Source organism: bacterium (assembly GCA_035295165.1).
Classification (GTDB): Bacteria; Sysuimicrobiota; Sysuimicrobiia; order Sysuimicrobiales; family Segetimicrobiaceae; genus JAJPIA01.
In genome coordinates, this window is sequence record DATGJN010000037.1 from 22,657 (window position 1) to 38,312 (window position 15,656).

The window sequence follows — 15,656 nt, forward strand, 5'->3', positions numbered from 1 at the left end:
CATGAGCACTGGTGCACGCATGGCTGTGGGTGGGGCGCTTTTGGCGCTGGCGATTGCGTCTGTGGTGGGACTACACCTGGAGCTTGAGGCGGCCCAGACATCCCAGCCAAACCAACCCGTCCAACCGAGTCAGCCCAGTCAACCGAGTCAACCCAGCTAACCGAGTCAGCCCAGCCAACCGAGTCAGCCGAGTCAACCCAGTCAGCCGAGTCAACCCGGCCAACCGTCTCTGGAGGGGCTCGGCTCTGGCACGACCACCGCGCTTGCGCTCATTGTCCTGCTACTCGTGACTGTAGCGATTGCCATCGCGCTGCGGGGCCGTCGCGAAACCGTCGTGATTGACCGGATCCAGAATAAACCCGGCGAGTAGCGGGGCGATCGAATATGGGAGATCGCAGCGCTGCGGGTCCGTCGCGTGTCGGGCCCGCATGCGAGCGCCGCGCGTTTAGGTAACATTGGACGCTGCACACGCGACCACAATGCGCCGGGGAACCAACGTAATGAAAGATCTCACAATGCATGTCGATGAGGTCGCACGCCAACTCACCCAGGACATTGCGGGTGACGCCGCGGCGCACGACGGCGCCTATATCCGGAAAGTCGTGCAACCGGCCCTCCTTGGCCTTATGGATGGGTCGGTTTCCACGCTGGCACCGCTCTTTGCTACCGCGTTCGCTACACACAACGCCCACACCGCGTTCCTCGTAGGTGCCGCCGCCGCGCTCGGCGTTGGCATCAGCATGGGTTTTGCCGAAGCCATGTCGGACACCGGTGAACAAACGGGCCGTGGACACCTGTTTATCCGCGGGACGATTACCGGTATCATGACGTTGCTCGGTGGTATGATGCACACTTCACCGTTCCTGATCCCAACGTTTGCCGCAGCGTTACCGCTCGCCTACGTCATCGTCGGGATCGAGTTGATGGCAATCGCGATGGTGCGTAATCGGTATTTCGGGCTGAGCATTTGGCTCTCCACCTTGCAGGTTATCGTTGGTGGGGGCCTGGTCTTCCTCGCCGGCGTCCTGATCGGAAGTTCCTGAAGTTCGTGAAGAAGTACGCACCGGCAAACATCGCTCTAACATCTAGCCCAACTTCCGCAGTAAGGTCGCGCTGGAAAAATCTGTTGGCCTTCTTCTGGCGGGCCCTGCCGCGGGAAAGGGTCGTTTTATTGGGGTCGCGCAGTCGGTCTCTACTGTGATGGGTCGCTATTGCCATGTAGTGAAGAAAACCCCTCTTTGCAACAGTTCGCGCGCTTTGTATGATCAGGGCAGCGATGTACGTACGGCGCTGCTCTCGGACGCTGAACGGGAAGCGCTACGGGTATTGGGCGCTGGTGGAATCCTATCGCACCGCGCGGGGGCCGCGACAGCGTGTCGTCGCCCATCTCGGGGATGTCGACGAACACGGCCGCATGGCACTGCCGGTCGAGGGACCGCCCGCGCAGCAACAGTCGCTGTACGACACCACCATGCCCGAGTGGGTCGACGTGGATCTCACCCGCGTGCGCGTGGAACGGACCCGCGACTTCGGCGGTCCGTGGCTCGGCTACACACTGCTCCAACGGTTGGAACTGCCCCGCTTCCTCGCCGAGACGCCGCCGACCGACGGCGCCGACATCCCGTGGCCGGCGATGGCGATGGTGCTCGTGCTGGGCCGCTTGTGCGCGCCCAGCAGCGAACTGCATTTGGCCGAGCACGTCTACGAGGGCAGCGCGCTCGCGGATGTGTTGGGCGTGCCGGCGGCCAAGGTCAATGAAGATCGGCTCTATCGCGCGCTCGACCGCCTGCGCCCGCACAAAGCCGCGCTGGAGCAGCATCTGGAAGCACGGCTCGGTGAATTGTTCCAGGTCCAGTACGACCTGCTGCTCTACGATGTGACCTCGACCTACTTCGAAGGGGACGCCGCGCAGAACCCGCAAGCGCAGCGGGGCTATTCGCGCGACCACCGGCCCGACTGCAAGCAAGTCAATTTGGCCCTCGTGGTCACGCGGGACGGTCTGCCGCTGGGCTATGAGCTGTTCGCCGGCAACAAGGCCGACGTGACGACATTGCGCGAGATCGTCACCACCATGGAGGCGCGGTACGGCCACGCCGACCGGATCTGGGTGCTGGATCGCGGCCTGGTAAGCGAGGAGCACATTCGCTGGCTCAAAGCGCACGGCCGGCGGTACATCGTGGGCACGCCGAAGACGCTGCTGCGCCGGTTCGAGCGAGAAGTAGCGAGCGCCGCTTGGAACCAGGTCCAGGATGGCGTCGAGGCCCAGATCTGTGCCGGGCCCGACGGCGATGAAGTCTTCGTCCTGTGTCGGAGCATGGCGCGGTAGGCGAAGGAACGGGCCATGCATGACCGGTTCGAACACCGCATCACCGAGGGGTTGGAGAAACTCGCGGCGGCGTGCCAGAAACGCCCCCACTCGTCCGTGGCGATCGCGCAACGCGTTGGGCGTCTGCTGGGCCAAAACTCCCGTGCGGCCAAACTGTTTGCGGTCGAGGTCGGCACGGATCCGCGTAGCGCCGCAACCGTGCAGTGGACGACATCATGGGCGTGGCGCGACTGGTCCCGGCTCAGCGAAGGGTGCTACGTGCTGCGCAGTAATCTCGTCACCTGGACCGCAGAAGATCGGTGGACCGCGTAATCCACCTCACCGACGCGGAAACGGCGTTCCGGATTCAAAAATCCGACCTGCAGCTCCGGCCGATCTGGCATCAAAAGGAAGCTCGCGTGCAGGCGCACATCCTCGTGTGCTTCCTCGCCTACGTGCTGTGGAAGACCCTGGGACGCTGGTGTCATGCCGTCGGGCTGGGCAATGAGCCGCGGAAGGTGTTCACCGAGGTCCAAGCGATTCGTCTCGTCGGCGTGGTGCTCCCAACCCGCACCGCCCTCGCGCTCCGCAAACGCTGCGTGAGCCGCCCGACCGAACACCAAGCCGTCCTGCTCCAACAGCTCGGACTCAGCCCCCCACGCACCTCGAGGCGGTCCCAGTGTAGTGAAGAATGGGCCCCCTTTTTTTGAAAAATAAGGGTTTTTGCCCTCCCACTGCGGAACTTGGGCTAGGTGTGTGTCCGAGAAATGACATTCGGACAGGACTTTAGTATGCGAAAGTGGAATTTCTTCCCATGCCGGACAAAGAATATCGCCCGTACCATCCGAATCAACTCCTCCTGCTGCCGCCGTCGCTGCACGACTGGCTCCCGGACGACCACCTGGCCTATTTCGTGAGCGATCTGGTGGACAGCTTCGACCTGAGCGCCATCGAGTCGGCCTACGAGGACGAGGCGCGCGGGGCCCCACCATACCACCCGGCGATGATGGTGAAGCTCCTGGTGTATGGCTACTGCACGGGCGTGTACAGCTCGCGGCGCATCGCCCGGCACGTGGAGGAAGATGTCGCCTTCCGGGTCCTGGCCGCCGGCAACGCGCCCGACTTTCGGACGATCAGCGATTTCCGCCTCCGCCACCTCAACACGGTGACCGGCTTGTTTGAGCAAACGCTGCAGCTCGCCCGCAAGGCGGGGCTGGTGAAACTGGGTCACGTGGCCCTGGACAGCACGAAGCTGAGGGCGAACGCGAGCAAGCATAAGGCGATGAGCTATGGCCGGATGAAAACGGAAGAAGCCCGGCTGGCGGCGGAAGTGGCGGCGATGCTGAAACAGGCCGTCGCCACCGACGCGGAGGAGGATCGGCGGTACGGCCGCGACGTCCGCGGGGACGAACTGCCGGCCGAGCTGCGCCGCCGGGAAGATCGCCTGCGGAAGATCCGCGAGGCCAAAGCCGCGTTGGAAGCGGAGGCCAAAGCGCGCGCCGAGGCCGAGCGGGCCCAGCGCCGCGAGGATCCGCCAGCGCCCACCGGTCGTCCTCCCAAGCCGCCCCGAGAAACCCCGCCGGACCAAGCGCAGTACAATTTTACGGATCCGCAGTCGTGTATCGTGCGGAATGCCGATGGCGCGTTCATCCAAGGCTACAATGCCCAGGCCGCCGTGGACGCGACGCACCAGCTCATTGTCGCCACCGATGTGACGGCGCAGCCCGCAGACGCTTGTCACCTGGGGCCGATGGTGACGGCCATCAAGCAGACGACCGGGCATCGGCCACGCCGCCTGACGGCCGACGCGGGCTACTTCAGTGAAGCGAATGTCACCGCCAAGTCCGTCCGGGGCATCGACCTCTACGTCGCCGTCCGGAAAGACAAGCACACGCAGGTCCCGGAGCCTGCCCCGCGCGGGCGGATTCCCCAGCACTGCTCGAGCAAGGAGCGCATGCAACGCAAGCTGCGCACCATAGCCGGACGGAAGGTGTACAGTCGTCGCAAGGCGATCGTGGAGCCGGTGCTCGGCCACATCAAAGCGGCCCGCGGGTTTGACCGGTTCCGATTGCGCGGGGTGTGGAAAGTGAAAGGCGAATGGACGTTGGTGACGCTCGCGCACAACATCTGTCGATTGTTTCAAGCACGACCGCAGCTGCAGGGACTGATGAGAACGGCAATAGCATAAAGGGAGGCAGGAAATGCCCGGCACCATCTCTGTTCCGGCAGCACCAGCTGTCTCGCCGCCCTCTCTAAGCCTGTTCCATGTCATTTCTCGGACACACACCTAGCGGTCGCGGACGTCGACGAGAGATTCCGTTGCGTCCTCGCGGTTAAACATAGCTATTCTTTTGGCACGGCGGTCAAGCTATCAGCGGTGCGCGGTAGAGACCCCGACCGCCTGGGCGCCTGTGTAATGTTCGTCCAAATACTGGACGCGCGCGTTGCGCTGTACGGATCTGCGCGCAGAAACGCGGGCGCGTTCGATCCCACACATTTGCGAGTGGAACCGGGCGCACCTCCGCGACCTGGTACGCTGCCAGTCTGGACGCGTTCTAATTACGGCATCGCGCCTCGAGCCGCATTCTCATGGTCGAACTCCTTTAGTCGCCGCTCTGCCTCTTCGCGCGCAATGCCATAGCGCTCCTGAATTTTCCCGAGAAGTTTATCATAGTCGCCCTCGACCTGTTCAAGATCGTCGTCCGTCAGCTTGCCCCACTGCTTTTTGACGTGTCCCCGCAACTGCCGCCACTTCCCCTTCAACTGGTCCCTGTTCATCCTTAGCCTCCTGTTTGAAAATGTCTCGCCACGCCGTGCTCGCCGAGCATTCGTCAAACAACTGTGCGTCGGGCCGTTAGCAAATTGTATACGAGTACGATCAATGCGACGACCAAGAGCAGGTGAATCAGCCCGCCGGCAACGTGCAGGCTAAAACCGCCTAACCACAGAACCAACAGAAGAACGAACAGCGCCCACAGCATGATCGACCTCCCTCCGCTCGGCGTCTGGCACCTTCGCCCGCACCACGTGTTTGCCCACTCAAATACGCTGCAAACGTCCGATATTGATTGGGCCACAAGTAACCGCGTTCGCATCCGAGCCGACCCCAGCCAGTGCATCACGGTCCCGAATGCAGCACGACTCCTAGCCGAGATCGGCCGAGGAACGCCACACGGTTTTGCGCCGGTCACAGTGGGTAAGACCGAACTGGCTTCGTCTGACGAATGAACCGAGATACGCGGCAAGCCGCGGGGCACTCCCGGCATGTGGCATGTGTTAAGCTTGATTTTACCCGTTTCCGAGCGGCGGTGCCGGGAGGCCAGCGTGGTCCCATCGATGCGCAACGCCGACGACGCCCACGACAAAGTAATCGCCGGCGCGTTCTTTGCCACGATCGAGACCCAGTTGCTGCGACGCGGAGCGTTCCTGAGCCGCGGTGCCACACGAAGAGCGCTGTTCGACTACATCGTGGGGTGGTACAATCCTCACCCGCCGACCATCCGCCCTCGGGCATCTCTCCCCAGCGGAGTACGAGACAAAGTGGCCTAACCAGACCATGGTAGCGTAACGCCACACCCTCCACGGAACCGGCAACTCCAGTTCAGGTTTTCACCTCCTCTCAGATGGCGTAAAGCCAGAGTATTTTTCAGGTTCATCCGGTAAAAACGGGAAAGCCTTATAACTACACACCACCAGGCTAAAGACCTTGCCGTCATGACCACTCCCCATTTTGCCGGGTTTCCCGATTTTGCCTGAAGAACCATTTTTCAGCTACGTATGTGGCGGACACGCATATCAGTCAAGAAGGTATGGCATTCGACGAGGATGCATAGCCTCGGGCACCCGCGGTTGAGCAGGGTAGATAAGGGAACACCATTTAGTGTCTGATGTCCGAGAGTCATGACGCGCCTTGCGCGAGGAAGCTCATGCCGTTGATTGCCAGTACAGGAAAGTGGATGAGGATTGTTCGGTCCGCACTGGTCGTGTTGGCTCTCTTGGTGATCGTGACTGTCTTGTGGACTAGCTCGATCGTATCTCGTATCGGGGCGAGCGTCGCTATCGTAGCGACGTTGTTTCTCGCCTGGAGGGCATACGAGTGTGTCTTAGCGATGATCGAGAGGGTCGCAGAGATCAGAAGGACCAGGCGCAAGGATTCCCTGCGGACCCCTTAGATTTTCGTTCCCGCATCGACGGGCGAGAATGATGAAGAATGGTAGGCGAACACGGATCAATCGGCCAAGCCGAAACCTTGCAGGCGAAAAAGCAACGCTGTAAGCCCTCACCGTCCCTAGCCCCTTAGCGAGGGTCCAAATGAGAATACTCTTGAGGCTCAAGGGTATCAAGAGGGCGAGATCGGGAGCGAACGAGAGGGCTTCAATGATGCGTGAATTTGGGGAGTGGACGGCAACGGCGGTAGTTGACGAGCATCTCGGCGGTCGTTGGTTGTGGAGACTTATCAGATATCCGAACGGACGACAGGCAGACGTGTTCGGTAAGGTGTAGCGCGAGGGTGTTAACAGCCAACGAAGGACGAGGTTGAAAAAGAGGCAACACAAGCGTTGGAGGGAATCTCGATTGCTGGTGTAGAGCAAGCATAGGACGGCCGAGAGTTAGGTAGCGACGTGCCTGGCTGGGCAACGTTTCTCTAGCCCGTTGCCATCCATGGATGAAAGGCTATTGTTAGGCACTCCTTATTGCCAGGTTTGCTTGAGAACTTGCGGGCGGCGAGAGGCCCGGCGCTGCGTCAACAACACCACACGCAGCAGGACCCCCCATTCCTCAAAGGACACACTGCTAGCGTTGAGGTTTTGCTGGATCTGGTCCAGGGCCACATCGGTCTTGAGAGCGGCACTTTCGCCCTGCGTATTCGACGCGTTGCGCCAAGCCGCTTTGATGCGGTCCTCGATTTCATTGCCGCCCTTCGTCCACGTCAAGTACGCATTCGTAGACGGCAAGCGTTCCGTCATTGTTGCCTGAACTCGCATGACGGCAGTCGGATGTCCGTTGATCACCAGATCAAGGGGTGGAGCACAATATCAAGATCGCGCGATGCGACGGTGGCAAGGTCGCTGGTGACCAGGCGTTCAAATATGCCGCCGACAAAGAACGTGAGCAGGATGGTCGGAACCGGTAGCAAAACGCTTGTGGGAGTCCGGTGAACATGTAGCCCAACTGATTCCAACTCATGCTGAATGTCCCCAACCTGAGTCGCATAGTCAACCGTTCGCATGACGATGGGGAAATGTCGGGTTGGCCACTGACGGAGGAGGTTTCGCACTTGCAACGCCGGTGCCATGAACACGGTGACGATGAGGGTCAAGGCGATGCCTGCTGCGAAGCGATATCCGTTCAAGGCGGTTTGCCATTTCGATGCCACGTCGGTCGGCCGAAGCCAGGGGTCATGGAGCAACAACGTGGCGCTTCCTACTAGCAGCGGAATGGTCGTTGCGCCAGCCTGCATGGCCAAGCGCACCCAGTTATCGTCGACCCACCGCGGAATGCGGACGAACGCCAACATGAAGGTCGCGATCGGGGGCCACGCGATCCCGGCGACGATGATCGCCCACACGATCGATCCGAACACGACCAATACAGATAGATTTGGCGCTGCTGCGGTATCCGTCCGAAGAGCAGTACGGTTGCCCACCCGAGCGCCGTCGTGACGATCCGGTTCGTCGATTGGAGCACGAACACGAGTAGGGCTTGAAGGATCACCATGAGCTATCATCGGTTGGACCGCGACGAGCCGTGAGGTGCTCCATGCTCCATGACCCGGGTCACGTGCCGCGATGTGGTCGCGCGCGTGGTCGAATCCAACGACATCCTTCCCTGAACGCGGCAAGCACGCCAACACCCGATGCCACGGTCGGTTGCAGGACGTCTCGGATGAGGTGGCGTGTGGCGTTCTCGAGTCGTGCGATGCCCGACAGAAGCAGTGCATGGGTCTTCGCAACGGTCTCGAGGGCGTCCTGAACGCGGCCGGACACGGTCCGGAGATTCGTTACGAGATTCGGCAAGGCGTGATCCGCGACCGACAACAGAGCATGGATACGCATCGCGATGCGCCAAGCGATGACGAGGATCGTTAGCATCACCGCGACAGCAATGAGACAGGTGGCGGCGATGATCGCGAGACTGACATCGGCAATATTAGACATCGACGTCCCTCCTATGGGGCCATTCAGTCGAATCGGATGCTACGACGTCAAGCTGTCGAACCTTCGGTCGAGCCGGCAGGACCATAGTCGCGATAATCAGCCCCGCGAGCCCGGCAACCGCCCACGACAGAGGCATGTCACTTACGCCATTCATCCCGCGAATGCGGACGGTAGCAACAGAACGCCACCGTAGTGCCTCCCGTGCCTCGTTGAGTGCTGACCCAAGATGAACGAACGAAGTTTGAAGCCGCGTCAGGTCAATCTCCACGTGATTCCTCCCAGAAAACCACGAGTGCGTGGCATTTTCGCCCCGTGCTGGCCAATGAGAACACATGGTGTTGGGACAGATGGTCCGGCACGGTTGGTTCTAGTTGCTATTCACCGCACGGCCGAGCTCGTCTTCGGCAGCCCGGCTACCTCTTCATTGAGTTCGGCTGGCAGAACCGGGGCAACGGGAAGATTGATCTCGTGGATAACTTCCTCGACGATCACCTGCACCGCGGCGGCAACGGGAAGTGCCAGCAGTCCACCAAGGAGTCCCATCAGTTTCACGCCGACGAGCAACGCGACGATCGTTAGGAGCGGTGAGAGCCCGAGGACGCGGGACATGAGTCGAGGGATCATGATATGCGACTCCACATTCATCGCAACGACGAAGAATACGGCCACGGTAAGCAAGTGCCAGGTGGGTTGTCCAAGGGTCACGAGAACCGCGACGATGCAGGCAAGGGTGAGCCCAACGAGGGGAATGAGTTCCCCGATCCCGGCAATCACTCCAATCAGAAATGGATAGGGTACGCCGATAACCAGAAGAACAAGGGAAACTGGGACGGCCACGAGCACAGCGAGCAGCAACTGCCCGCGAAGCCACCCACCGAACTTCATACCGATGCGATGAAGAAGTAGGCCCACCCGAGGACGTTCCTTGTGAGGAACCAGCATGAGAAATGCAGTCCTGATCGCGGTTCCTTCAAGCAACATATAGAAAGCGACCACGAGCATAGTAATGACGGTTACTACGCCGCCCACCAACCGGAGCGCCACCACGGCAGCGCCCGTTCCCAGTGTCGCAGCGTTCGCGGTCTGTAACGTAAGGTGATCAACGGTGCCGGCCAAATCGGGAATCCACGGGCGATGAAGTCTGACGGCCGCTAGCCAGTTTCGAGCGTGCGCAGCCAGTTGCGGCGCTTGCTCGAGCAATCTGGCGCTTTCGCCAACGGCCGGCATAATAATCATGGCAGAGACGAGCGCAATGACGGCAAACAGCGCTAAATACAGGACCAAGATGGCGATTCCACGAGAGGGTTGGAGTCTTCCTAGGATCCGCCACTGCTCCACGATTCCCACAAGCGGTGCGAAGCCGGTCGCGAGGATGGCGGATACAAGCAAGAGCACAAGAATCTCGGCAGTCTCGCGCACGACCCAGGCGAGGGCCCCCGCAAGAGCAACGACGGCGAGGACCGTAGCCGTTGCGCCGATCCATTGCCTCTGTGTCACACTGTCATCCCCCGCACCGTGACCCGTGCCACATCGCCCGTAACCGCTATGCTGGTCGCCACGATTCCCTAACCTCGTCTGCCACCGGGGTTGGCTCGATCATCGGACGCGTGCTAGTCGCTGCCGAGTTGTTTCACCAGCTTGTTGTACAGCCCCATGATGAGAATCGCCGGGGCCCAGTGTCCGATGAACTGCGCTGCATCCTTCCGTCCTGAGAGCATGAGCATCAACGACACCCCCATGGCGGCAACAGCGACACCTAGGTACGCGCTTGAAGGAATCGGGGCCGTAATTGCCTCGATGGCCTTGGTCAGTTCGTGTTCCTTTGGCTTCAGACTGGATACCCCATCACGCAGTTTCTCCGCGTTCTCCATTTATGCACCCCTTTCTGGTCTCGATCAGTAATGTACCTGTACCCTACCGGCACGCCTTCAAACACTCCCGATTCGGTTAGTGCGTGTGGCCGGTGTCTAATCTGCCGAGCACGAGCGATAGAGAGAGCGCGCGCCCGGCGATGGTCGGGAGCGGGCACGGATAGACGACTACACCGTCTTGCTCCGAACACGGGATAGCAGCAGCGTGTTAATTTTTGTCGCTACCTGTCAGGGTCCCCGAAAGGGGTTTGCGGTGTTCAAAAATGGGAAAACCGCCGTTGCAGTGTAAGGTACGTCATTCCACTGATCCATCGAAGGGGGTCAAATCGGTGAAGAAGCTCCAGCTCGTGGCCTTGGGGGTTATGATCGGGTTTGTGTGTACGATCGCACTTGGTGGGCTCTCGATTGGCTTGGCACAGCAACAAGGACCGAATCCAGCGGAAGCGCAGAAGTTGCTGGATAAGGAAAAGGCGAACCTAAACCAAATGGGCATGATGTATACGCAAATGCAGACCGACATGAACTCGACCATGCAGATGCCGATGACGCCAACGGAAAAGGCCATGATGAAGCAGATCAGCGAGTTGGCCAACATGGTGCACATGCTATGGCAGTCCAACAACGATCTGCTGAACGCAATCCAAATGAATATGGGCGCGAAGAACAAGTAGGCGTTCGTAAGGGACCGGGGCCGACTCTTGCTTCAAGCGGGAGTCGGCCTGTTTCTTTCATCGCGCGTCATGCGAGTGTTCGTGTGGGATGTTCGGCAGGAGTCCAATACCAAACACGGGGTAGCCAATATGTATGCGCTGCCCCTACTGTGGCTCACCCGATGATTGCCCGCACGTCATTCTCGCTTTCGGGACGCGCACCAAGTCTCGTTGGCAGTACACTCGCATCGAACGCGGGATAGACAGTTATCGTTCTCACCACGGGCTGAAACTCACGAGTGCGACCCTTGCGGCACTCCGGCAATTCTGCAAGATCGAACCCGGAGTGATCTATCCGACGGAGTGGGGCGTCATGCTCGGCGCGAAGTGGCTAACGTCCTCCGAGAGCACGGGTTCGCGGTGGACTGGGGAGACCTAGTGCGCTGACTCCAAGCCATACGGCATATAATGGCGGGTCCCCACCGACCTTGCATCTATTGGTTGTGTCTCACCGTGAGGTTTGCCCCCGAGCAGAACGATGCGACGCTGCTCCTTGGCGCGCACGTGTTCACTGTTTAGTCATTGCGGAATTTGTTCTCCCTCGCTGGCGACCTCCCATGGGCTCGAAACTGCATCGTTGGTTTGGGACGACTGGCGTATGCGCTTCGGGAGGGGAGGCGTGGGGGTGACAGGTGGTCGGGAGTGACGATATCAAGCTTGTCGTATATCGAAAACGCCGTCTGAAGGTTCAAGGCTTCTAGGACACTTCGCGCAGCCCGATCAACACCGGCGAGAGCGATGCGCGGCAAACGATGCCGATAGTCCAGTAGTGGGCGAAACCCGAATGCGTCAATGGAAGTTAGATGTGAGCACTCCAGCACAATAGGCAAGCCATACGTCATCGCATACGCTAGCGCCTCTGCGAATACATGGGCTGTTTCCCCGTCAAGTTCCCCTACAACGGTGACGAGGGTTACGTCGTCGAGTGGACCGACATCGCAGAGAAAAACCGAGGGCCCCAATCTATCGTGAGGCGAAGATGTATGCACCGGTGCACCCCGCTACTTGTCGACGCCCGACAGGATAGGAGCCACAATGAACGCTCCCCACAGTATCGTGTACACGTCACCTATGAATGACTGTGGCATCGATGCTGTCGTTCTTGCCACGGCGCGAGCCATCACCCACCCCGCCGACAAGGCAGTCTGGAGATTGCATATTCTTCCTATCCAACAATGGGGGTTTGAAACTCCGTCAGATCCACTCCTTGCCAGAGAGCAAATTCGGCATCGGTGCCCCCTTGGAGAAGGTCGTCTGCGGCCGGTCTATAATGATCTCGGAATTGGCCGATTTTGGCCTCTGGACCGTGCGGGAGTCCCAAAGATGCCGGGGTTGGTAGTCCGGACCCCTTGCTAGCCCGTATCCAGCACGGCCTAGAGAAGACCTCTTTGTCGTTCCCGACCGACCCGTTTCCCATTGTGCCGGCGGTGTCGGTCCCGGCCAGCCTGCATGGCGTGGAACGCACAGAACTTGGCATTGACCGCTCGGACCGAACGATCGCACGTTTCCTCTCCCTCGGACCCCGGGCACGTTCGGTCCGGGAGACCACGCCCACGGCCTTTCGTTGGTCTGGTTACAAGCGACGTTCCGATCCACCCGAGCACCAACACCTCCGGGTCCTTGGCGTCCAGCACATCCAGCACATGGTCGCACGTCACGAACGATACTCCGCGTGAATCCTGGAGATCCACAAGCAGAGGGTGAATCGTCCGCTATGGCGTTTCGGTGTCGCAACCATTTCGCATCGAAGCACCAAAACCGTTCAGTTGATTCGCTCACGCCCGGCCACCTCGAGAATTGCTATTGCAAATGCAACGGGGTGGGGTCCGATCGCCCCACCCTTTGAACGTGCGTTTAGGCTGCGCCCTTATGCCCCGCGATAGCCGGCACCGGGATCCAGAGCACCCACGCCAATGCGCACCTCTCCTGGAATCTGGTTCTGGTTCGGGCTTGCTCCGGAACCAAGGCCAGAAGCACCGGACGAACCCACACCCATCTGCCCACCGGGCCCACCGTTCGCCATCATGGTGTTGCAGACGGACTGGTTGTATCCACCCCGCGAGTTGTTCGCAGCCCACGCCTGCTGTGGGGAGTACCCGGCCGCCTGCTAGGACATGCCGTTGATCTGCCCCGGAGGATACTCGCCGCAGCCGCCGGTGGGGCCGCGGCGTTGATCTGGGGAGACGCGAAGCTCGACGAGGTAGCCCCGGCCGCCTTCGGGGACGATCCCACACCAGGCGCGGACGTCCGCCGATACGCGTCTGGGCTCAGCATCGTGCTAGGGGACACGGGTAGATGCGCGATGTCCGTTGCGCCGTACCGTGGAGCACCGAGATGCATCGCGTTCAAGATGCTGTCGAGATACTTTGGGTCCCGAAACGGACTCGGAACCGGGGACCACTGACCGATAGGGCTCATCGTCGTTCCTTCCACCTTGTTCTCGTGGTCGAAGTTTTCAACGTCATCAGGTTCGTGCCGTTCACCGTGACACCCAGCGCGAAAGCGATTGTCCGTTTCTCGGAGTCGGTCATTGTGAGCAGCGCCCCCGTCACGAATTCCCGGGCCCGTCCCCACCCTTCGGCGACATCACTACCTGGATCGGGTGCACAACGGATCGTCCGAGCAAACACTCCGATAGGCTGCTCCGAGGTCTCCGCACTGTCCCAGGCGGTTTCGACATCGTCCCATGTCGCGCATCGCGGGGTCGGATCGCCTTCCGCCACAATCCCTCGGGTACGGTGGGAGAGAACGGATCGGCGGGGTTGGGACGTGACGGACGGGACGGAGTGAAATTCTCCAGGCGGCTCACCGCGCCAAGCGCATTGGAGACTGCGCCCGACGCCGCGGATCGAAGATTCCGGGCTCCGTGGTTGGTCGCCGCTTGAAGCTGGGCGGACGGCGTAGGCTGTCCGGGGTTCGCCCAACCCTGAATCCAATTGCGCGAGCATCTAGTGTCCTGAATCAGAGATCCGCTAACATGGTCTGGTGAGATTCGCTTGTATTATCACCACCTCGGGGTTCAGAATTATGGAATCAACTTTCGACTCAGGACACTAGCAACTTGCTAGCTACCGTGCCCCGAACAACAGCCCGCGCGGGAGTTGAGGTTGCGAGACCTTGCGCGGCCCGCCTTGCTACGTTTCTCAGACCCGAGGAAGCGATACCGGGCGCTCCTTCCAAACCAGCCCGCGATCCCTCCGAGGAGACCTCGCAGACGGATGAGGCCATCGCCGAAAGCCCGAAGATCGCCGAAGTGCCCGCGAGGTCCAACGGGCTCTTTCAGCCCCAAATACGTGCTCCAGAGTCGAGTGAGGTCCGCGGGACCCAGGTCGTTGTTATTATAGCTGGTGTGTTCGGCATGCACGTGTTCCTTTCGCATTGTCTGATTGTCAGGCTAGTGCCGGTTCAATTTGATTGATCGGAATAGGTACAGCGGGCAGGTGGTGCTGCCCGTCCGGTGGTTGCGCCACGTGAGGTACCGGCTGATGCGACGACGGCGGACCAGATGCGTGGGATCATCCGACCCGGCCACGGTGAACCGGCGCATCGTGCCGAGGTGCGACTCGATAAGATTCAACCAGCTCGCATACGTCGGCTGGGGGACGACGGTGATCCGCTGCGTAGCAGGCGCGCAGCCGCCGGAAGGCGGCCAAGACATCCCGCGCCGTCTTCCGGCGCCGGCACGTGCCCATCCGACAATCGCCGTGCACGTCATAGACGCCCAGGAATTGCTCGGTCCCCTGCGTGCGGCGGTACGTGGCCCGCTGGCGGCGGGGGTGGCCCACCCGCGCCAGCCCGACCCGGGGGATCGGGTGCAGTTCCAGCGGCCCCACTCGTCGAAACAGATCCCCGCTCCGCCCCGCGGCCGCCGCTCGTAGAGACGGAGGATGCGCGTTTTTTGCTTCGAACGCCGGATCGGGCCACGCTTTCCAGGTCTTGAGCCGCTGGGGCGTCACCCCTTCCCGCCGCAACACCCGCCGGACCCACTCATCCGTGATCGGCGGCAAGAGGCCCCGGTGCTTGCAGTACGCGGTGAGCTTGCCCGTGGACCACTCGGTAAACGGCAGCCCCAGATCGGCCGGGCGACTGAGGGCGACTTTGACGAGCTCCCGGATCTGCGGGCCGAGGAGAATCGGCTCCCGGCCCCACGGGTTCGTCGGCCGCTCGAACGTCTCGAACCCGGAGGTGTTGAAGCGGTGAATCCACTGGTACACGGTTTGCGCGTGGCAGCTCAGCCGATCGGCAATGACGGGGACGGTGCGCCCCCGCGCCGCTCCGGCGATGATCTGGTAGCGCTGGTACAAGCGCATGGGCAGCGTGCGGGTCCGGAGCTTGGCCTGGAGCTGGCGCTGTTCGCTGGGGCGCATGCGACGAAGGGTGAGCGGGTGCATGGGGGCCTCCGCTGCAGCGACGTATGGGGCGTCCGGTTGCCCCCCATCATCCCACCTGCGCCAAACCAAATTGGCGGAGCACTAGTGTAGCGTCCTGAAAGTACGGTTACATAACACGGAGCGGATCTCCCGTGTAGGTCCACGCGAACGGTTTGGCATCGACATTGTACTCGGCGATGGCACGCAAGATGGTCTTGATGAGCTCTTGCCTGGAGGGAAAG

15 protein-coding genes are annotated in these 15,656 nt (G+C 60.9%); 7 read left to right on the forward strand and 8 right to left on the reverse strand.

From position 1 onward, the window contains the following. Window positions 1–500: 500 nt before the first annotated feature. The 5 genes from VKZ50_05820 to VKZ50_05840 all read left to right on the forward strand — a co-directional run bounded on the left by VKZ50_05820 (window position 501) and on the right by VKZ50_05840 (window position 4,493). Complete coding sequence (locus tag VKZ50_05820) at window positions 501–1,043, forward strand: VIT family protein (GenBank protein ID HLJ59231.1); 543 nt, start codon at window positions 501–503, stop codon at window positions 1,041–1,043. Window positions 1,044–1,276: 233 nt separating this feature from the next. After that, complete coding sequence (locus VKZ50_05825; protein HLJ59232.1) at window positions 1,277–2,326, forward strand: IS1634 family transposase; 1,050 nt, start codon at window positions 1,277–1,279, stop codon at window positions 2,324–2,326. Between the two features lie 15 nt (window positions 2,327–2,341). After that, on the forward strand, window positions 2,342–2,638 hold the full coding sequence (locus VKZ50_05830) for a hypothetical protein (protein ID HLJ59233.1): 297 nt from the start codon (window positions 2,342–2,344) through the stop codon (window positions 2,636–2,638). Then, the gene (locus tag VKZ50_05835; protein ID HLJ59234.1) at window positions 2,626–3,015 is read left to right on the forward strand and encodes a hypothetical protein; all 390 of its coding nucleotides are present in this window, start codon (window positions 2,626–2,628) and stop codon (window positions 3,013–3,015) included. The genes VKZ50_05830 and VKZ50_05835 overlap by 13 nt, the downstream gene beginning before the upstream one ends. Window positions 3,016–3,119: 104 nt before the next feature. Next, a complete protein-coding gene (locus VKZ50_05840; protein ID HLJ59235.1) occupies window positions 3,120–4,493 on the forward strand; it encodes an IS1182 family transposase in 1,374 nt (457 codons plus the stop codon). 371 nt (window positions 4,494–4,864) lie between these two features. Here the strand turns inward: VKZ50_05840 and VKZ50_05845 are convergent, their stop codons facing one another. Both VKZ50_05845 and VKZ50_05850 read right to left on the reverse strand, forming a co-directional pair. Beyond that, on the reverse strand, window positions 4,865–5,083 hold the full coding sequence (locus tag VKZ50_05845; GenBank protein ID HLJ59236.1) for a CsbD family protein: 219 nt from the start codon (window positions 5,081–5,083) through the stop codon (window positions 4,865–4,867). A gap of 53 nt (window positions 5,084–5,136) precedes the next feature. After that, window positions 5,137–5,286 carry a lmo0937 family membrane protein gene (locus VKZ50_05850; protein ID HLJ59237.1) on the reverse strand — a complete coding sequence of 50 codons (150 nt, stop codon included), beginning with the start codon at window positions 5,284–5,286 and terminating at the stop codon, window positions 5,137–5,139. A 343-nt stretch (window positions 5,287–5,629) separates the two neighbouring features. On the opposite strand from VKZ50_05850, the gene VKZ50_05855 reads away from it, so the two are divergent. After that, window positions 5,630–5,854, forward strand: coding sequence for a hypothetical protein (locus VKZ50_05855; protein ID HLJ59238.1), 225 nt, complete (start codon window positions 5,630–5,632; stop codon window positions 5,852–5,854). A gap of 1,142 nt (window positions 5,855–6,996) precedes the next feature. On the opposite strand, the gene VKZ50_05860 is transcribed toward VKZ50_05855, so the two are convergent. The 5 genes from VKZ50_05860 to VKZ50_05880 all read right to left on the reverse strand — a co-directional run bounded on the left by VKZ50_05860 (window position 6,997) and on the right by VKZ50_05880 (window position 10,334). Next, complete coding sequence (locus tag VKZ50_05860; GenBank protein ID HLJ59239.1) at window positions 6,997–7,272, reverse strand: hypothetical protein; 276 nt, start codon at window positions 7,270–7,272, stop codon at window positions 6,997–6,999. Window positions 7,273–7,313: 41 nt separating this feature from the next. Then, on the reverse strand, window positions 7,314–7,952 hold the full coding sequence (locus tag VKZ50_05865; protein HLJ59240.1) for a hypothetical protein: 639 nt from the start codon (window positions 7,950–7,952) through the stop codon (window positions 7,314–7,316). Window positions 7,953–8,082: 130 nt separating this feature from the next. Continuing rightward, window positions 8,083–8,463, reverse strand: coding sequence for a hypothetical protein (locus VKZ50_05870; GenBank protein HLJ59241.1), 381 nt, complete (start codon window positions 8,461–8,463; stop codon window positions 8,083–8,085). A 378-nt stretch (window positions 8,464–8,841) separates the two neighbouring features. Continuing rightward, complete coding sequence (locus VKZ50_05875) at window positions 8,842–9,960, reverse strand: AI-2E family transporter (GenBank protein ID HLJ59242.1); 1,119 nt, start codon at window positions 9,958–9,960, stop codon at window positions 8,842–8,844. Between the two features lie 113 nt (window positions 9,961–10,073). Then, on the reverse strand, window positions 10,074–10,334 hold the full coding sequence (locus tag VKZ50_05880) for a hypothetical protein (protein ID HLJ59243.1): 261 nt from the start codon (window positions 10,332–10,334) through the stop codon (window positions 10,074–10,076). A 329-nt stretch (window positions 10,335–10,663) separates the two neighbouring features. On the opposite strand from VKZ50_05880, the gene VKZ50_05885 reads away from it, so the two are divergent. Further along, window positions 10,664–11,005 carry a hypothetical protein gene (locus tag VKZ50_05885; protein ID HLJ59244.1) on the forward strand — a complete coding sequence of 114 codons (342 nt, stop codon included), beginning with the start codon at window positions 10,664–10,666 and terminating at the stop codon, window positions 11,003–11,005. Between the two features lie 3,554 nt (window positions 11,006–14,559). On the opposite strand, the gene VKZ50_05890 is transcribed toward VKZ50_05885, so the two are convergent. Next, window positions 14,560–15,435 carry a helix-turn-helix domain-containing protein gene (locus VKZ50_05890; protein HLJ59245.1) on the reverse strand — a complete coding sequence of 292 codons (876 nt, stop codon included), beginning with the start codon at window positions 15,433–15,435 and terminating at the stop codon, window positions 14,560–14,562. Window positions 15,436–15,656: the final 221 nt, after the last annotated feature.